Source organism: Sandarakinorhabdus sp. (assembly GCF_032115815.1).
Classification (GTDB): domain Bacteria; phylum Pseudomonadota; class Alphaproteobacteria; order Sphingomonadales; family Sphingomonadaceae; genus Sandarakinorhabdus.
In genome coordinates this window covers 19,462-36,770 of sequence record NZ_JAUMBI010000194.1, presented here as the reverse complement: position 1 = coordinate 36,770, position 17,309 = coordinate 19,462, and the positions used below count along the sequence as shown (strand labels likewise).

The window sequence follows — 17,309 nt, the reverse complement described above, 5'->3', positions numbered from 1 at the left end:
TCGGGCAACTGATCGACCCGGTCGTGCCACTGGGCCGCCCAACCGGCCAGCCGCGCGCGCTGGATGGAGCGCAGCGCAAGGCTGGTTTCCACCATTTGCAGGCCGGCGCTGGCAGCAAAGCCCGGCAACCGGCCGAGCAGGCGCAGGGCATCGGCCATCAGGCTGCCATGACCGGGGCCAAGCTCGACCACGTGCAACAGCGGCTTTTCCGCCCGCAGCCACAGATCACCGATCCAGCCGCCGATCATCTCGCCGAACATCTGGCTGATTTCCGGTGCGGTGGTGAAGTCGCGGCCCAGCGGGTCTTCGCCGCCATAATAGGCCGCGTTGCAGGCCGCCATCCAGTGATCCAGCCGCAACGGCCCATCGGCCATGATGCGCGCGGCAAGGTTGTGGGAAAGGCTCACGCCGAAACGGGTTTGCGGATCAGCGCCAGCACGAGCAGCAGCAGCCCGATGGCGATGATCGGCAGGGTGAGCGTCTGGCCCATGGTCAGGCCGGAATCGAGGATACCCAGCTGCCGATCCGGTTCACGGTAGTTTTCGATGATATAGCGGGACAGGCCATAGCCGATGCCGAACACGCCCGACAGCAGGCCAGGCCGCAGCCGCGCCGGGGTGAACCAGAACAGCAGGGTGAGGATGATGAACAGCACGCCGCCTTCCAGCCCGGCTTCATAGAGCTGGCTGGGGTGGCGCGGTTCCGGGCCGGCATCGGGGAAGATGATGCCCCAATCCGTGCCGGTGGGGCGACCCCACAACTCGCCGTTGACGAAATTGGCGACGCGGCCGAGGCCGAGGCCGAGCGGGGTAACGGTGGCGACATAATCGAGCAGCCGCAGCCCGCTGTATTTGGCGAACCAGCCGTGCAGGAAGCAGGCGGCGATCACTCCGAAGCAGCCGCCGTGGAAGCTCATGCCGCCATCCCACAGGCGCAGGATTTCCATGGGATCGGCCATGTATTTGTCAGGGTTATAGAACAGCACGTAGCCCAGCCGGCCGCCGCCGATGACGCCGAGCGTGGCCCAGGTGATATAATCGTCGAGCTGTTTCTGACCCAGCGGCCCGCCGGGTTTGCGGATCATACGGGTGAGCAGAAACCAGGCCCCGGCGATGCCGATGATATAGGCCAGGCTGTACCAGCGCAGCGCAAACGGGCCCCAATCGGAACCGAAAAGGTTGACGGCCGGGATGGTGAAGGCTTCGGGCCGCACCGGCAGCGTGGTGAAATCCACGGCAGCGATCAGGAAATCGGTGAGCATCTTGCCTCTACATCATCTGCCAGCTTTGCTGGCGCAGCGCGGCGCACCATAAAGGCGGACAAGGATATTTCCAGTGGGAGTGGGATGATGCCCGAATCTGCAAGCGACCTTGAAACATTCCGCGCCGAAACGCGCACCTGGCTGGAGGCGAATTGCCCGCCGGAAATGCGCGAGCCGATCCGCGATGATGACGATGTGTGCTGGGGCGGCCGCGGTGTGAAATTCAAGAGCGACGCCCAGCGCGTGTGGCTGGAGCGTATGGGCGCCAAGGGCTGGACGGTGCCGGAATGGCCCAGCCAATATGGCGGCGGCGGGCTGGACCGGGCGCAGGCCAAGGTGCTTTCGGAAGAAATGCGCCGCATCAAGGCGCGCTCGCCCTTGTCGAGCTTCGGCATCTGGATGCTGGGGCCAGCGCTGCTGAAATATGGCAACGAAGCGCAGAAGCTGGAGCATCTGCCGAAAATCGCGCGCGGCGAAATCCGCTGGTGCCAGGGCTATTCGGAGCCAGGTGCCGGCTCCGACCTCGCTTCGCTGCGCACCAGCGCCGAGGACAAGGGCGACCATTATCTCGTCAACGGCTCCAAGGTGTGGACCAGCTATGCCGACAAGGCGGACTGGATTTTCTGCCTCGTCCGCACCGATCCGGCCGCGCCCAAGCATCTGGGCATCAGCTTCCTGCTGTTCGACATGGCATCAGAAGGCGTGTCGACCAGCCCGATCAAGCTGATCTCCGGCTCCTCGCCCTTCTGCCAGACCTTCTTCGACAATGTGCAGGTGCCGAAGGAAAACCTGATGGGCGTGGCCGGCAAGGGCTGGGACATCGCCAAATATCTGCTCACCCACGAACGCGACATGATCGGCGGCAGCGATTCGACCGGCGGCGGGCAGCGCGACAGCGTGTCCAACATCGCCAAGCGCCTCATTGGCCTTGATGCCGCCATCCTCGCCGACACGGCGCTGCGCACCGATATCGCCCGCCACGAGATCAACGCGTTGGCGTTTGGCCTGACGATGGAACGCGTGCTGGCCGAAACCAAAAGCGGCCAAGGCACCGGCGCCTTGAGTTCGATGCTGAAATATTACGGCACCGAACTGAACAAGGAACGCATGGAGCTGTTGATGTCGATTCGGGGCAGCGACGGCTTGGTGTGGGAAGGCGAAGAAAAGGGCGAAGGCGATCTTGCCCGATCCTGGCTGCGCAGCCGCGCCAACTCCATCGAAGGCGGCACGTCTGAAGTGCAGCTCAACATCATCGCCAAGCGCGTGCTCGACCTGCCGGGAGCCTGACCAATGCCGCTCATCCTCACTGACGATCAGCAGATGATCCGCGACAGCGCGGAGGGCTTCTTCAAGGATGAAGCCCCCGTGTCGCAACACCGAAGCTTGCGTGACAGCAATGACGCCGCCGGTTTCTCCCGCGATGTGTGGTCCAAGATGGCCGAGATGGGCTTTGCCGGCGTGCTGGTGCCGGAAGCGCATGGCGGGGCGGACATGGGCCATGTCGCGGCCGGCATCATCCTGGAGGCGATGGGCAAGAATCTGTCTGCCGCACCGATGCTCTCCACCGCCGTGCTGGGCGCCACGGCGCTGAAACAGGGCACGGCCGAGCAGCAGGCCAAATATCTGCCGCTGATCGCCCAAGGCGCGCATCTGTTGGCGCTGGCGGCTGACGAAGCGGCCCGCCACAAGCCCAATCACGTGGCGACCACGGCCACCCCGTCGGGCAACGGCTTCAAGTTGAATGGCGTGAAGGGCTTCGTGCTGGATGGCGCTGCGGCTGATACGCTGATCGTGGCGGCGCGCACCGGCGGCGATGTGGGCGACAAGGCCGGCATCACGCTGTTCCTGGTCAATCCCAAGTCCGATGGCGTGACCATCGACCGCCGTTCGATGGTCGACAGCCGGGGCGCCGCGCGCGTCACGCTGGCCGATGTGCAGGTCGATGGTGCCGACGTTCTGGGCGGCGTGGGCGAAGGCTTTGCCATCCTTGAAAAGATGCTCGATGCCGGCCGCGCTTGCCTCGCCGCCGAAATGCTCGGCGTGTCGGGCACCAGCTTCTCCATGACCGTGGATTATCTCAAGCAGCGCGAGCAGTTCGGGCAGAAGATCGGCAGTTTCCAGGCCCTGCAGCACCGCGCCGCGCATCTGTTCTGCGAAGTGGAACTGGCACGGTCCGCCACGCTGAAGGCGCTGCAGGCGCTGGACGAAGGCAGCGACCGCGCCCCGATGTATGTGTCCCTCGCCAAGGCCAAGGCCGGCGAGGTCGCGATCCTCGCCAGCAATGAAGGCGTGCAGATGCACGGCGGCATCGGCATGACCGACGAATATGACATCGGCTTCTTCATGAAGCGCGCCCGCGCCGCCCAAGAGACATTTGGCGACGCCGCCTTCCACAGCGACCGGATTGCGCGGACACTGGGTTATTGATGCCGCTGCCGATGCTTGCACTTGCAAGCATCGGCAGCGGCATGACATGAAGAGACTGTAATGAGCCGCAGCCAGCGGCCGCACCAGCCTTGGGAGAATGACCTGTGACCAAATCCGCGCTTGATGCCGCCCTCGATCAGGTCGTCGCCGGCATCACGGCCCCCGGCGGTGCGCTGGGCGTGGGCACGGCCAACGTCCACGGCGTCTCGCTGCCGATATTCTCCGCCGCGCCGCCCACCATGCGCGAATATATGGCGATGTTCTTCACCGTGAACGGCCCCAAGGAGTTCCTGGTGTTCGGCGAGGAGCGGATGACCTTTGCCGAAGTCTATGCCAGATCGCTGAAATTCGCCGCCATGCTGCAGCACCGCCACGGCATCGCCAAGGGTGACCGCGTCGGCGTCGCCATGCGCAACTATCCGGATTGGATCATCGCCTATGTCGCTTGTGCCCATATGGGCGCGGTGTGCATCCCGATGAACGCGTGGTGGACGGCCGAGGAAATGGCCTATGGCATCGAGGACAGCGGCGCCCGCCTGGTGGTTGCCGATGAAGAACGTGCCCGCCGCCTCGCCACTCTGTCGTGCACGGCCAAGGTCATCACCGTGCGCACCTCCGGCGAAGTCGCCAGCCAGCTCGGCTTTGCCCGCGCCGAAGACGAGCTGGCGGCCAGCCCCGACACCATGTGGTATCTGCCCGAACTGCTGCCCGAAGATGATTGCACGATCATGTATACTTCGGGCTCCACCGGCGCGCCCAAGGGGGCGGTTTCGACCCACCGCGCCCAGGTTTCGGCGTCGATGAACTATCTGGTTACCGGCCTGGCGCTGCTGGAATTGTCGGCCCAGTCAGGCGCGGCACCGGCGGATCAGCAGGTGATGCTGCTCAATGTGCCGCTGTTCCACATCACCGGCCTGGTGCCGGTGCTGCTGGTGAGCTTTGCCATCGGCCGCAAGATGATCATCATGCACAAATGGGATGCCGGCGAAGCGCTGCGCCTGATCGAGAAGGAGCGCTGCACCTATTTCGTCGGCGTGCCGACCATGAGCCTCGAACTCATGCAGCATCCCGATCGCCACAAATATGACCTGTCGTCGCTGGTCGATATCGCGTCCGGCGGCGCGCCGCGTCCGCCCGAACATGTCGAGCGGCTGGCCAAGGAGTTCGAAGGCAAGCACCCGGTGCAGGGCTATGGCCTGACCGAAACCAATGGCGTCGGTGCCGGCAATATCCGTGACAATTACCGCAACAAGCCGGCCAGCACCGGCCGCGCCGCGCCGCCGCTGATGGAAATCCGCATTGCCGATGGTGATGGCCCGGTGGGCGATGCGCTGCCGGCCGGAACGGTGGGTGAAGTCTGTCTGCGTTCGGTGTGCAATTGCCGGGGTTACTGGAACAAGCCCGAAGCCACTGCCGCGGCATTCGTTGGCGATGGCTGGTTCCGCAGCGGCGATCTCGGCTATCTGGATGACGAAGGCTATCTGTTCATCGTCGATCGCAAGAAGGACATCATCATCCGCGGCGGCGAGAATATCAGCTGCCAAGAAGTGGAAAGCGCCATCTATGCCCACCCGGCGGTGGCCGAAGTGAGCGTGTTCGGCCTGCCCGATGAGCGGCTGGGCGAGATCGTTGGCGCGGTCGTCTATGCCAAGCCGGGCGAGCATCTGGATCCCGATTCGCTGATCGATTTCCTGAAAGCCGGCATGGCCGCTTACAAGATCCCAGCCAAGCTGTGGATGAGCGCCGATCAGCTGCCCAAGCTGGGATCGGCCAAGATCGACAAGGTGACGCTGAGGAAGCAATATCGCGCAGTGTGGGCCGCAAACGCGGCCTGAGTCGGGAGACGACAGATGTTCAAGACCATGCTGGAAGGCACCAAGGACGATTGGATGCACATCGCTGGTGAGCATATGAAGCACCAGCAATCCGCCGCTGCCGATCAGATCATCGATTCCCTGAAGCGGCTCGAAGCCATCGAGGTCGGCTTTGGCGCCAACCAGCTGGTCCACAGCCTGATGACCGCCACGCTGGCCCGCCGCGACGGCGCCAACGACGAGGAAGTGGTAGCGGCGCTTTGCCACGACATCGGCAAATTGTTCAGCATCCCCAACCACGGCGCCATCGCCGGCGAAATGCTGAAGCCATACGTGGCCGACGACATCTACCACGCCATCGTTCACCATCAGGATTTCCAGGGCCGTTATTATTACGAGCACCTGGGCAAGGACCCGAACGCTCGCGAGAAATATCGCGGTGAACCCTGGTTCGACATGGCCGAAAAGATCGTCGACAAGTGGGACGCACCGGCATTCGATCCGGATTATGACGTGGACAGCCTGGAAAGTTTTGAACCGGAAATCCGCCGGGTGTTCGCCGCGCCGAAACGGGGAATCTAGGCCGCCGACCCGGCGTCTTCGCCATCGTCATCCTCGGCGGCCGTGCCGATCAGCGCGCGCACCTGCACTTCATCCAGTTCGCCGGCGATTTTCTGGAACTGCGGATCGCGCCAGGCCGCTTGCAGCGTTTCCGGCCCCTGGCCTTCCGCATCGATCAGGCCGGGATCGGCCGTGATCGCCGCTGCCGCGCGCGGCCAGCGCAGTTCCAGGATAGTCCACAGCACGATCGCATCGAAATCGACCATGCGCCCTTCCAGCAGGCTGCGGGCCTGGGTCATGCCGATGGCATTGACCAGCCGCTTCATCCCGCGCGGATTGGGCTCGATATACGAAACCCAGCGCAGCAGGCGATGCTCCACCACCTTGTCGGCCGCCGCGGTGGACAGGCGCGCCACGGCCTGGGCGCGCAGGGCCGGCCGCTGCTCCTCGGGAGCGGCGGCGATGGCGGCCTGGATTTCCTCGTGGCGCACCGCAGTTTCGGGCAGACACGCTTCGTCCGGCAGATCGGCTTCGGCCGCCCCCAGCAGCCGGCCAAGATAGGCACGCTTGACCGCCACCGGCAGCGCCGGGATGGTGACGGAGACTTGGAACATCTTGTCCAGAAACAGATCGCCCACCGGCCGCGCTTTGTCGCCACCGTCTTCGAACAGGCTGAAGCGCTGGGCAAAGCTGGCGGTGATCCAGTAACGATCGGCCACCGCCAGGAACACCACGGGCTGGCCGCGAAACAGGGTCTGGATGCCTTCCAGCAGGTCGGTCACGGTGCCGGCATCGCAGCGATCCAGATCGTCGAGCACGATCAGCACCGGGCATGGGCATTCTGTCACCAGCATGTCGAACAAGGTGATGAACGGCCGGAAGCTGTCGGTGCGCAGCGCATCAAAGCTTTCGGCGGCGCGCTTGCCGCCCAGCATCGGCGCGCGCAGGAAGCTGATCGCCACACCGGTGGTGGTGATGATGCCGCCCAACGTGCCCTGCCACTGCTCGATGACGCCGGTGATGGTGCTGCCGGCAAAGGCCGCCGCCGCCAAGGCCAACAGGCCGCCGGCCACCATGTAGACATTCTCCACCGAGGGCGACACCCAGGCCCAGCGCAGATCAAGCCAGCGCCGCCGCCACCACGGCAGCCGCCGATCAAGCGCGCGCTTGAACTCGGTCAGCATGTTCCACCATGGCGGCTTCACCCTGGCATTGCGCCAGGCGTTGAACTCCACCACCAGCCACGGCGGATCCTGCGCCTTCAGCGTGTCTTCCAGAAAGCGCACGAGGCTGGATTTGCCCGATCCCCACGGGCCGTGCAGATGCACCATCACAGCCTTGGGCTGCGCACTTGCTGCCTCGTCACGCTGCAATCGCACCAGCCGCGCCGCCAGCGCATCAGCCAGCGGCTTGCGGCCGAGTTCATCAACCGTGGCCGGACTGTCGGAAAGCAGCGGTGTGCGCTCTGCGGGTGGCGGCGGCGGCGGAGTGGATGGCCCTTTGGGCACGAGCGCCTGCCATGCCGCCACGTCCTCACCCTTCAGCGGCGTGCGGCGGGTGCGCGCAACGATCAGTGCGCGCAGCGCGGACAGCGTCTCCGCCGACGGGTGACCGCCATCCTTCAGGCGCGGCCATTGCGCCGCCTGACGCTCGGCCAGCGCAAACATCAGATGGCGCAGGCCCAGCGGCTCCGGTTCGCCACTCATGGTGAGATCGCGGATCTCCACGGCCCGCGGCAGCACCTGGCCAACAACGGATCGCGACAGCACGGGCACAAGATTGGCCGTGTCCGGCGGCTGGCGCAGGGTGAAGGCCAGCCCTTCGTCCCTGGCCCAATCCTGCAGCCACGTGGCCGCAGATGCAGTCTGGCCCGCCGTCCGCGCCGTGAGCAGCGCTGATACCAGCGCCTCGATATCGACCACCAGTTCCCTGCGGTCCGGATTGGCAAAGAGCAGCGCAGTCGTCAGCACAATCCCCATGTTGTCGGAAATGTCGCCGACAATCAGCGCCGCCTGCTGGACGAGGCTGGCAGCAGCGGACACGCGCTGCGCCGTGCGCGTCTGGGGCGGTTCCTTGCCCGAAGGCGTGCTGCCGATATTTTCAAATGGCGGTTCGTTCACGGCCTTGCCCCCCGGCTGGCTGATCGACCCTGAGGGGAGCTTAACGCCTGCCCGCCCGCAAGTCCATGTTAGCGCCCGAAGCGCACCTGTACGCTCACCGGCCCGGCCGGCACGTCGGTCAGGCTGGAAGCGAAGATCAGCGTCTTGCCGGGGCCAACGCTGGCGGCCGGCGGCGGGATGGTCCAATCGCGGGCGCGCACACTATTCACCAGCAAACGGGCATCCAGCGGCCGCACGGGGACACGGGTGGCGCCGGGGTTGTGGATGGTACCGGTCACTTCCAGCAGCGCACCGCCGCCGGGCAGGCGCGTCACCCGGCCTTCCAGTTTCACGTCCAGCGGCGTCGCGGGCGGAGCGACCCGGGCCATTACATCGGTCACGCCGGGCAGGGCTTCGGGATCGATGCGGCCCACCCATAGGCCCACCGAGGCCGTGGCAAAGGCCGCGCCCAGCACGATCGCCACCAGCCATTTCAGCCACAAGGCCGGGGGCCGGCGCGGTGGCGGCGGTTCCGGCTCTGACTCTGGTTCCGGTTCGGGTTCGGGTGGCGGCGGCGGTGGCAGGCTGGCGGCGCGCGCCTCTTCCTGCACGGCGGCGACAGCTTCATCTTCGTCAATCTCTTCGGCGGGCACCCAGCGGTGCGAGCAGGCGGCGCACTTTAGCCGCGGCCGGCGCATCACCACGCCCACCGCCACCCGATATTGTGCACTGCATTTTGGGCAGGAAACGATCACGGGCCCACCATAGGCAGGCGCGCGCGCGCATGGAAGGGGCAGCTTGCGCGCTTCGCCCAGCCAAGGCAAAGGCAGTCGCATTATGCACGATCTCAAAGCCCTTCGCGCTGACCCGGATGCCTTTGCCGCCGGCCTTGCCCGCCGCGGTATCAGCGATTCCGCCGCTGCCCTTCTGGCCGCCGACGCCGAGCGACGCGCCGCCGAGACAAAGGCGCAGGAAGCGCTGGCCCGCCGCAATGCCGCCTCAAAGGACATCGGCGCCGCGATGGCCGCGAAGGACAGTGGACGCGCCGAGACGCTGAAGGCCGAAGTTGCCGGCCTGAAGGACGAGATCATCGCGCTGGAGGAAGCGGCCCGCTGCGCCAGCGAGAAGGCAGAGGCGCTGCTGGTCAGCCTGCCCAATCTGCCCGCCGCCGATGTGCCGAATGGTGTGGACGAACATGGCAACGTCGAGGTGATGAAGTGGGGTACACCCCGCGATTTCGACTTTGCGCCGCTGGAGCATGATATCGTGGCGGCGAAGCTTGGCTATGATCCGGAAGCCGCCGCCCGGGTCGCCGGCGCGCGCTTTGCCGTGCTGAAAGGGCCATTGGCGCGGCTGCAGCGCGCGCTGGGCCAGTACATGATCGACACGCACACTGCGCGGCACGGCTTTGCCGAAACCTATGCGCCCCTGCTGGTGAAGGCCGAAGCCGCCTTCGGCACCGGGCAGTTGCCCAAGTTCGAAGAGGATGTGTTCAAGACGACCGACGGTCGTTACCTGATCCCCACCGCCGAAATGAGCCTGACCAACCTGGTGGCCGGCGAGATCGTTGATGCCGCCGCCCTACCGATCCGTATGACCGCGCTGACCCCCTGTTTCCGCAGTGAAGCCGGCAGCGCCGGACGCGACACGCGCGGCCTGATCCGCCAGCACCAGTTCGAAAAATGCGAACTGGTGACAATCTGCACGCCGGAGCAAGCCGCAGCCGAACACCAGCACATGCTGGAATCGGCAGAAGCCATCTTGCAGGCGCTGAACCTGCCCTATCGCCGGATGCTGTTGTGCGCCGGGGACATGGGCTTTTCGGCGCGCAAGACCTTTGACCTTGAGGTGTGGCTGCCCGGCCAGGGCGCCTATCGCGAGATCAGCTCGATTTCTGACTGCGGCGAGTTCCAGGGCCGCCGCATGAACGCGCGCTGGAAAGTGGCGGGCGAGAAGGGCAGCCGGGGCCCGGTGAACACGCTCAACGGCTCCGGCCTCGCTGTCGGCCGCACACTGGTGGCCGTGATCGAGAATTATCAGCAGGCCGATGGCAGTGTTGTCGTCCCCGACGTGTTGAAGCCCTACATGGCCGGCATTGACCGGTTGGAGCCCTGAACCCATGCGCATTCTCGTGACCAATGATGACGGCATCAACGCGCCGGGCCTGGTGGCACTGGAGGCGATTGCCGCCGAACTGTCAGACGATGTGTGGGTGGTGGCCCCGGCCGAGGAGCAATCGGGCGCTGGCCACAGTCTGACGCTGAGCCAGCCCGTGCGCCTGCGCGAGATCAGCCCGCGCCGTTATGCGGTGCGCGGCACGCCAACCGATTGCGTGATGCTGGCGCTGGGCGCGGTGCTGGAAGATCACAAGCCCGATCTGATCCTGTCTGGCGTCAACCGCGGCGGCAATCTCGCTGAAGACGTGACCTATTCGGGCACCGTGTCGGCCGCGATGGAAGGCTGCCTCGCTGGCATTCGCTCCATCGCGCTCAGCCAGGTGATGATGGATTACACGGCTGGCATGGAGGATTTTTCCTGCGCCACCGCCCATGGTGCGGCCATCATCAGCCGCGTGATCGCCACCGAATGGCCGGATGGCGTGTTGATCAACATCAACTTCCCGCCGGTGCTGGCGGCCGACGTGAAGGGCGTGCGCGTTACCGAACAGGGCTTCCGCGATTATGGCAATATCCACCTGGTGAAGCGCATCGATCCGCGCGGCTTCCCCTATTACTGGCACGGCTTCGGCAAGGAAAAGCCGGCCCCGGGCCACGAGACCGATCTGAAAGCCATGCATGAAGCCGCCATCTCGGTGACGCCGCTGCACCTCGACATGACCCATTATCAGTCGATGAGCCGGCTGAAGGCCGCGCTGGCCGATCTGGCGGATCTGGTGGAAGGCTGAAGCGACAAGCGGCGACGGGTCACCCCGCCGCAGCTGATCGTGCTTCATTGATGAATCAGGCGGCGCGGGCCACCCGACGGCGCTGCGCAGCGCCAACCAGACCAAAGCCGGCGATCAGCATCGCCCAGCTCGCCGGTTCCGGCACCGCGCCGATGCTGCCAGGCAGCACCTGGATGAAATCGACGTCAAAACCCGGCGAGCCGCCAAAATTGTCGAGGCCCAAGATCTTCACTGCCCGCACCCGGCCGGTCCAGCCAATGCTGGCCAGATCGAACGCGGTCACACTGTCATCAGCGGCAGTGCCAAGGAAGATAAAGTTGATCAGATCCTTGGACACGAAGATATCGGCGCGCTCACCGCTGGCGCCGACTTCGCTGATGAAGATGTCATTGCCAACACCGTCGATCACGGTTTCATCGGTGAAGCCAACGGTGACAAAGCTGCCACGCGGCAGGGACAGGAAATCGGCCGGCGACGTCGGCCCGTTCAGCACCACACTGGTGGACACCGGCACCGGGAAGCTGCCCGGGAAGGTGCCGCCATAGGGGCCTGGGAACGGCCCGGCGCCACTGTTGAAATAATCCAGCACCGTATCGGCAAAGCCGATGGCGGCCTGGGCCGGAGCGGCTGTGACGCCGGCGAGCATGGTCGCGGCAGCCAAAGCAAGACGGATCTGCATGTTGTTTTCCCCACATGCGTGCCGAATGGAGATTCGGCAGCAAACAGAATGTCTCATATTCGGTTCATAAGAGCAAATAATCAGTTAATATTTTCACTACGACGTCCACCCCGGTCGGCAGGGTCGCGCTTTCCATGCTGTGCGGTCGCCGCTATCAGGTTGGCATGGTTGGGCGTTCACTTCAGGTATATGCCGGCATCGCCGCGGCGGCGGCGATGCTGTCAGGCTGCATGATCGGCCGGCCGGCGCCGGCGACTCGCCCCCCGTTCCAATCGCCGCAACGCCCGGCGGCAAAGCCGGTGCAGACAAAGCCCGTCACTCCACCGCGCATGGCCGCGCCGCCGGCCCGCACCGATTGGGTGGCCCGCCGCGTGGTGCCGGCGGCGATCGTTTCGCCGGAAGGCCGCTTTCATGTCGTAAAGGCAGGTGAGACCGGCATCGCCATCGCGCGCGCCTATGGACTGACCTGGCGCGACCTGATCGCGCTCAACAAGCTGCAGGAGCCGTTCGTGCTGCGCGTTGGCCAGCGCCTGCGGCTGACGCCGGTGCTGACGCCATCTCCACGCCCGGCGCCGCCGCAAACGCTTGAGCAGCGCGCCCGCGCCTTCGACATCACCATCGACGACGTGATGACCGGCGGCCAGCCCGCTAAGAATGGCCCGGTGCCGCGTGCAGCCGGCGGCGAACGGCCGGCACCCCTGCCCCCTGTCACCGGCACAGCGCCGGCCTTCCGCTGGCCATTGCCCGGCCGCATCATCTCGGGCTTTGGCCCAAAGCCGGGGGGGCGCTTCAACGATGGCGTCAACCTGAAGGCCAGCCCCGGCGAAGCGGTGCGCGCCGCCGGTGATGGCGTGGTGGCCTATGCCGGCGATGCGATTCCGGGCTTTGGCAATCTGCTGCTGGTCAAGCATGCCGGCGGCTGGGTGACGGCCTATGCTCACAACGAGGCGCTGCTGGTGGCACGCGGCGCGCGGGTGAAGGCTGGCGAAGCCATCGCCCGGGCCGGCCAGTCGGGCGCGGTGGCAGAACCGCAGCTACATTTCGAACTGCGACGCGGGCGCACGCCCGTGGATCCGGCCAGAGTTATCGGCGGGCGGTAGCGCCCGCTTGCCCCCTTGCACTTTTCGCCCGAACAGCGCACGGCGCGCGCAATGACATTGAACCTTGATACGGCCCCGCGCGTGGGCATGGTTTCCCTTGGTTGCCCCAAGGCACTGGTCGATTCCGAACGCATCCTCACCCAACTCCGCGCCGATGGTTATGCGCTGTCTGGCGATTATGCCGGCGCCGATGTGGTGATCGTCAATACCTGCGGCTTCCTCGATTCCGCCAAGGCCGAAAGCCTGGATGCCATCGGCGAGGCCATCGCCGAAAACGGCAAGGTGATCGTCACCGGCTGCATGGGCCACGAGGCCGATGCCATCCGCGCGCGTTTCCCGGATGTGCTCGCCGTGACCGGCCCGCAGCAATATGAGGCCGTGGTCAGCGCCGTGCATGATGCCGCGCCGCCCGTACGCTCGGCCTTCGTCGATCTGGTGCCCGATGCCGGCCTGAAGCTGACGCCACGCCATTATGCCTATGTGAAGATTTCCGAAGGCTGCAACCACACCTGCGCCTTCTGCATCATCCCCTCCCTGCGTGGCCGTCTCGCCAGTCGGCCGCCGGCTGCGATCCTGCGCGAGGCCGAGGCGCTGGTGAGGGCCGGCGCCAAGGAACTGCTGGTGATCAGCCAGGACACGTCAGCCTATGGCGTGGATTTGAAGCATGCCACCTCCAGCTTGGGCGGCGTCGAGCGGCGCGCGCATATCCAGGATCTGGCCCGCGCGCTGGGCGAGACCGGCGCCTGGGTGCGGCTGCACTATGTTTATCCCTATCCGCATGTTGACGACATCATTCCGTTGATGGCGGATGGGTTGATCCTGCCCTATCTCGACATTCCGTTTCAGCACGCGTCCCCCAAAGTGCTGAAGGCGATGAAGCGTCCGGCCAACGAAGCCAAGGTGCTGGAACGCATCCAGAAATGGCGCGCCATGGTGCCCGATCTGGCTATCCGGTCCACCTTCATCGTTGGCTTCCCCGGCGAGACGGAGGAAGATTTCCAGTATCTGCTCGATTGGCTGGAACAGGCGCAGATCGATCGCGCCGGCTGCTTCAAATATGAAGCGGTCGAAGGTGCGCAGGCCAATGCGCTGCCGGGGGCCGTGCCGGAGGATGTGAAGGAAGAACGCTGGCACCGCTTCATGGCGCTGCAATCGCAAATCTCGCAGCGCCGGCTGGAAGCCAAGATCGGCCGCACCATCGAAGTGCTGATCGACGAGGTGGACGATGAAGGCGGCGCGTCGGGTCGCAGCAAATATGATGCGCCGGAAATCGACGGCATGGTGCACCTGCGCGATTGCATCGATGTGCAGCCGGGCGACATCATCATGGCCCTGATCGAGGACGCCGACGAGGCCGACCTTTTCGGAGTGAAGATTTGACCGACTTTGCTGCGCTGCTCGCCCCCACCGATGGCCAGCCATCGGTGCCACTGATCCCGGTGACGAAAGCCGGGCTGGATGGCTGGCTGGCCAGCCAAAGCGAGCGGGTGCGGGTGGCAGTGACCGCGCAAGGTTTCACGGCGGCGGCCGACAGCATGGCGATCCTGCCCGGCGACGGCCCGGCCGAATGGCTGGTGGCCGTTGGCGTGGCGGAAGGCCAATTGGGCCCGTGGGCGCTGGCGGCGGCGGCGGACAAATTGCCGACCGGTCGTTATGCGCTGGCCGGCGAACTGGGTCAGGCCGGGCTGGGCTGGTGCCTGGCCCAGCACAAGTTCAGCCGCTATCGCCGCGCCGAACCCAAGGGCGCGCGCGTGCTGACCACCACCAGCCTGGGCGGGATTTCGACGGCGGCCAGCGAAGCCGAAGCGGTGGCACTGGTGCGCGATCTGGTCGACACGCCGGCAAGTGATCTGGGCCCGGCCGATCTGGCGCAGGCGGTGATCGACACGCTGCGGCCGTTGGGCGCCGATGTGCAGGTGACCACGGGCGAAGCCCTGTTGCAGAAGAACTTCCCCGCCATCCACGCCGTGGGCCGCGCCGCCGAACAGGCGCCGCGGCTGATCGAGGCGGTGTGGGGCGATGCCGCGCATCCGGTGGTGGCCATAATCGGCAAGGGCATCACTTTCGACAGCGGCGGCCTGAACATCAAGCCGGGCGGCGGCATGGCGCTGATGAAAAAGGACATGGGCGGCGCGGCGCACGCGCTGGCACTGGCCAAGCTGGTGATCCAGGCCAATCTGCGCGTGCGCCTGCACTTGATCATCCCGGCAGCGGAGAACGCCATTTCCGGTAACGCCATGCGCCCCGGCGACATCATCGGCACGCGGGCGGGCAAGACGGTGGAAATCACCAACACCGATGCCGAAGGCCGGCTGGTGCTGTGCGACGCCATCGCGCTGGCAGCCGAGAAGAACCCGGCGCTGATCCTCGATTTCGCCACGCTCACCGGAGCGGCACGGGTGGCGCTGGGGCCCCACTTGCCGGCGCTGTTTGCCAATGATGATGCGCTGGCTAGCGAGCTGCTGGCGGCGGGCGCGCAGATCGGCGATCCGGTGTGGCGGCTGCCGCTGTGGGCGCCCTATCACGACATGCTGAAATCCAGCCTGGCCGACATGGTGAACAGCGCCGATGGCGGCTTTGCCGGGGCGATCACGGCGGCGCTGTTTCTGGAGAAATTCGTGCCGGCCGGCGTGGCCTGGGCACATTTCGATACCTTTGCCTGGAACAATGCCGCCCGCCCTGGCCGCCCCAAGGGCGGCGAAGCGCTGGCACTGCGGGCAAGCTGGGCCATGTTGAGGAGCAGATTCGGATGAGTTGGGTGCTGAAGGGCCCGGCCCAGCGTTTCGAACCGCGCGAGTGGTTTGCCGGGCCGGAGGTGGTGGAACTGGCGCTGACCGGCGAGATTGGCGCGGTGCGCTATGTCGAGCCGCGCGCCCTGGTCTGCACCGCGCCGCGCGTGGCGGTGCGCAGCGGGCCCGAAGCAACGGCGGAGGCCGTGAGCGAGCTGCTGTTCGGCGAAGGCTTCGAAATTGTCGAGGTCAAGGCCGGCTTTGCCTTGGGCCGCTCGCTCCATGATCGCTACATCGGCTGGGTACCGTTCGATGCGCTGGCCCTGCCCGGCGCCGAGCCAACACACCGCATCACTGGGCGGCGCGCGCCAGTGTTTGCCGCGGCCAGCATCAAGGCGGCTGTGGTGATGGAACTGCCGTTTTCGGCGCGGGTGTCAGGCGGACTGGATGGCAATTTCCTCGCCCTGTCAGGCGGCGGCCATGTGCATCGCCGTCATGTGGAGGCAGCACCCGCCAACCGTTTCGACGCCGCTGCGATCTTTGCCGATGCGCCCTATCTGTGGGGCGGGCGCAGCCCCGATGGTGTTGATTGTTCCGGCCTGGTGCAGCAGGCGCTGGCCGCCGAAGGGATTTCGCTGCGCCGCGACACGGATCTGCAGGTGGCCGAAGGTGAAGCGGTGAAATTCGCCGCGCGCGAAGCCGGTGATCTCGTGTTCTGGCCCGGCCATGTCGGGCTGCTGCTGCAGGGCGACCGCCTCTGTCACGCCAACGCATACTGGATGCGGGTGGTGACAGAGCCGCTGGCCGACGTGATGGCGCGGTTGCCAGATGCGGGCGAACCGGTGGTGCGGCGTTTCAGCTGAGACTTTGCCCTCCCCCCTCGCGGGGGAGAGGGCCAGAAGCTTACTTCGGTTTGACGAACTTCAACGTCATGCGGTCGGATTCACCGATGGCGGCAAACTTCGCCTTGTCCACGTCGCCCTTCGCGAAGGTCGGCGGCAGAGTCCACACGCCGTCGGGATAATCCTTGGTGTCCTTGGGATTGGCGTTCACTTCCGAAGAACCGGCCAGCTTGAAGCCGGCCTTTTCGGCCAGCATCTTCACATAAGACGCCTTCATGTAGCCGCTCTTCTTCATGTCGGCATCTGGGCGGCCTTCCGGCAGGCGGTGTTCGACCACGCCCAGCGTGCCACCCGGCTTCAGGGCCTTGAAGAAGGCGTTGAACGCTTCCTGATCCCAGCCGCCCATGTGCCAATTGTGGACATTGCGGAAGGTGAGCACGACGTCGGCGCTGCCCGGCTCGACGATATCAGCGACACCCTTGCCGAATACGCCGATGCCGATGTCGCCATAAATGGCCTTGTCGGCATACTTTGTCTTGAAATTCTCCACGCTCTTGGCGGCGTTCACCGAGGCCAGCGGATTGGAGAGGCCGGCGACATATTTGCCGTTGCCCTTCATCGCCGGGGCGAGGATTTCGGTGTACCAGCCGCCACCGGGGGAGACTTCCACCACGGTCTGGCCAGGCTTCACGCCGAGGAACTTCAGCGTTTGCGCCGGGTGGCGATACTGGTCGCGGACCGCGTCGGCCGGCTTGCGCCAGCTGCCGGCAACAGCGTCTTCGATCGGGCCGGCAATGGCGGGGGCGGCGATGGCGGCGACGGCAAGAGCCGAGGCAAGAGCGATACGGCGGATCATGGCGTGGTCTCCGTTCAGGTGATGCATTGACGTAAA

At 65.6% G+C, this 17,309-nt stretch carries 17 protein-coding genes; 10 read left to right on the top strand and 7 right to left on the bottom strand.

Annotated features, from left to right (window positions below):
- Together RT662_RS11460 and lgt are read right to left on the bottom strand one after the other, a co-directional pair.
- Positions 1 to 407, bottom strand: a 407-nt coding sequence (locus RT662_RS11460; RefSeq protein WP_313670837.1) for an SAM-dependent methyltransferase, incomplete at its 3' end; no start/stop codon positions are given.
- Positions 404 to 1,261, bottom strand: coding sequence for a prolipoprotein diacylglyceryl transferase (lgt, locus tag RT662_RS11455; protein WP_313670836.1), 858 nt, complete (start codon positions 1,259 to 1,261; stop codon positions 404 to 406). The genes lgt and RT662_RS11460, both read right to left, overlap by 4 nt.
- 87 nt (positions 1,262 to 1,348) lie before the next feature.
- On the opposite strand from lgt, the gene RT662_RS11450 reads away from it, so the two are divergent.
- From RT662_RS11450 to RT662_RS11435, 4 genes are all read left to right on the top strand, one after another.
- Positions 1,349 to 2,548: an acyl-CoA dehydrogenase family protein gene (locus RT662_RS11450; RefSeq protein ID WP_313670835.1), complete on the top strand. Its 1,200-nt coding sequence runs from the start codon at positions 1,349 to 1,351 to the stop codon at positions 2,546 to 2,548.
- A 3-nt stretch (positions 2,549 to 2,551) separates the two neighbouring features.
- Positions 2,552 to 3,688 (top strand): acyl-CoA dehydrogenase, encoded by a 1,137-nt coding sequence (locus RT662_RS11445; protein WP_313670834.1) that lies wholly within the window; start codon positions 2,552 to 2,554, stop codon positions 3,686 to 3,688.
- A 104-nt stretch (positions 3,689 to 3,792) separates the two neighbouring features.
- On the top strand, positions 3,793 to 5,523 hold the full coding sequence (locus RT662_RS11440) for a class I adenylate-forming enzyme family protein (protein WP_313670833.1): 1,731 nt from the start codon (positions 3,793 to 3,795) through the stop codon (positions 5,521 to 5,523).
- Positions 5,524 to 5,538: 15 nt separating this feature from the next.
- Complete coding sequence (locus RT662_RS11435) at positions 5,539 to 6,084, top strand: HD domain-containing protein (RefSeq protein ID WP_313670832.1); 546 nt, start codon at positions 5,539 to 5,541, stop codon at positions 6,082 to 6,084.
- On the opposite strand, the gene RT662_RS11430 is transcribed toward RT662_RS11435, so the two are convergent.
- On the bottom strand, positions 6,081 to 8,183 hold the full coding sequence (locus tag RT662_RS11430) for a P-loop NTPase fold protein (RefSeq protein WP_313670831.1): 2,103 nt from the start codon (positions 8,181 to 8,183) through the stop codon (positions 6,081 to 6,083). The two genes, RT662_RS11435 and RT662_RS11430, sit on opposite strands and share 4 nt — an antisense overlap.
- 68 nt (positions 8,184 to 8,251) lie before the next feature.
- Positions 8,252 to 8,917, bottom strand: coding sequence for an MJ0042-type zinc finger domain-containing protein (locus RT662_RS11425; protein WP_313670830.1), 666 nt, complete (start codon positions 8,915 to 8,917; stop codon positions 8,252 to 8,254).
- A gap of 82 nt (positions 8,918 to 8,999) precedes the next feature.
- On the opposite strand from RT662_RS11425, the gene serS reads away from it, so the two are divergent.
- Both serS and surE read left to right on the top strand, forming a co-directional pair.
- Positions 9,000 to 10,277 (top strand): serine--tRNA ligase, encoded by a 1,278-nt coding sequence (gene serS, locus RT662_RS11420; RefSeq protein WP_313670829.1) that lies wholly within the window; start codon positions 9,000 to 9,002, stop codon positions 10,275 to 10,277.
- 4 nt (positions 10,278 to 10,281) lie between these two features.
- Positions 10,282 to 11,067: a 5'/3'-nucleotidase SurE gene (gene surE / locus RT662_RS11415; RefSeq protein WP_313670828.1), complete on the top strand. Its 786-nt coding sequence runs from the start codon at positions 10,282 to 10,284 to the stop codon at positions 11,065 to 11,067.
- A 55-nt stretch (positions 11,068 to 11,122) separates the two neighbouring features.
- Here surE and RT662_RS11410 read toward each other — a convergent pair whose 3' ends face one another.
- A complete protein-coding gene (locus tag RT662_RS11410) occupies positions 11,123 to 11,746 on the bottom strand; it encodes a PEPxxWA-CTERM sorting domain-containing protein (RefSeq protein ID WP_313670827.1) in 624 nt (207 codons plus the stop codon).
- A 181-nt stretch (positions 11,747 to 11,927) separates the two neighbouring features.
- The gene (locus tag RT662_RS11405; RefSeq protein WP_313670826.1) at positions 11,928 to 12,077 is read right to left on the bottom strand and encodes a hypothetical protein; all 150 of its coding nucleotides are present in this window, start codon (positions 12,075 to 12,077) and stop codon (positions 11,928 to 11,930) included.
- Between RT662_RS11405 and RT662_RS11400 the strand changes: the two genes are divergently transcribed.
- Genes RT662_RS11400 through RT662_RS11385 form a run of 4 tightly spaced genes read left to right on the top strand, consistent with a single transcriptional unit; the run spans position 12,076 to position 16,438 of the window.
- A complete protein-coding gene (locus tag RT662_RS11400) occupies positions 12,076 to 12,846 on the top strand; it encodes a M23 family metallopeptidase (protein ID WP_313670825.1) in 771 nt (256 codons plus the stop codon). The two genes, RT662_RS11405 and RT662_RS11400, sit on opposite strands and share 2 nt — an antisense overlap.
- Before the next feature lie 51 nt (positions 12,847 to 12,897).
- Positions 12,898 to 14,226: a 30S ribosomal protein S12 methylthiotransferase RimO gene (gene rimO / locus RT662_RS11395; protein ID WP_313670824.1), complete on the top strand. Its 1,329-nt coding sequence runs from the start codon at positions 12,898 to 12,900 to the stop codon at positions 14,224 to 14,226.
- Positions 14,223 to 15,599 (top strand): leucyl aminopeptidase family protein, encoded by a 1,377-nt coding sequence (locus tag RT662_RS11390; RefSeq protein ID WP_313670823.1) that lies wholly within the window; start codon positions 14,223 to 14,225, stop codon positions 15,597 to 15,599. Before rimO ends, RT662_RS11390 begins: the two co-directional genes overlap by 4 nt.
- Positions 15,596 to 16,438: a C40 family peptidase gene (locus RT662_RS11385; protein ID WP_313670822.1), complete on the top strand. Its 843-nt coding sequence runs from the start codon at positions 15,596 to 15,598 to the stop codon at positions 16,436 to 16,438. The genes RT662_RS11390 and RT662_RS11385 overlap by 4 nt, the downstream gene beginning before the upstream one ends.
- Positions 16,439 to 16,478: 40 nt before the next feature.
- Here RT662_RS11385 and RT662_RS11380 read toward each other — a convergent pair whose 3' ends face one another.
- On the bottom strand, positions 16,479 to 17,273 hold the full coding sequence (locus RT662_RS11380) for a methyltransferase (RefSeq protein WP_313670821.1): 795 nt from the start codon (positions 17,271 to 17,273) through the stop codon (positions 16,479 to 16,481).
- Positions 17,274 to 17,309: the final 36 nt, after the last annotated feature.

Bases quoted from the DNA above. Each gene is read 5' to 3' on its own strand.
- lgt (WP_313670836.1), bottom strand. From the start codon at position 1,261: ATGCTCACCGATTTCCTGATCGCTGCCGTGGATTTCACCACGCTGCCG.
- RT662_RS11410 (WP_313670827.1), bottom strand. From the start codon at position 11,746: ATGCAGATCCGTCTTGCTTTGGCTGCCGCGACCATGCTCGCCGGCGTC.
- RT662_RS11405 (WP_313670826.1), bottom strand. From the start codon at position 12,077: ATGCGCGGTGGAGTGACGGGCTTTGTCTGCACCGGCTTTGCCGCCGGG.
- RT662_RS11445 (WP_313670834.1), top strand. From the start codon at position 2,552: ATGCCGCTCATCCTCACTGACGATCAGCAGATGATCCGCGACAGCGCG.
- serS (WP_313670829.1), top strand. From the start codon at position 9,000: ATGCACGATCTCAAAGCCCTTCGCGCTGACCCGGATGCCTTTGCCGCC.
- surE (WP_313670828.1), top strand. From the start codon at position 10,282: ATGCGCATTCTCGTGACCAATGATGACGGCATCAACGCGCCGGGCCTG.
- RT662_RS11385 (WP_313670822.1), top strand. From the start codon at position 15,596: ATGAGTTGGGTGCTGAAGGGCCCGGCCCAGCGTTTCGAACCGCGCGAG.
- RT662_RS11450 (WP_313670835.1), top strand. From the start codon at position 1,349: ATGCCCGAATCTGCAAGCGACCTTGAAACATTCCGCGCCGAAACGCGC.
- RT662_RS11380 (WP_313670821.1), bottom strand. From the start codon at position 17,273: ATGATCCGCCGTATCGCTCTTGCCTCGGCTCTTGCCGTCGCCGCCATC.
- rimO (WP_313670824.1), top strand. From the start codon at position 12,898: ATGACATTGAACCTTGATACGGCCCCGCGCGTGGGCATGGTTTCCCTT.
- RT662_RS11400 (WP_313670825.1), top strand. From the start codon at position 12,076: ATGGCCGCGCCGCCGGCCCGCACCGATTGGGTGGCCCGCCGCGTGGTG.
- RT662_RS11435 (WP_313670832.1), top strand. From the start codon at position 5,539: ATGTTCAAGACCATGCTGGAAGGCACCAAGGACGATTGGATGCACATC.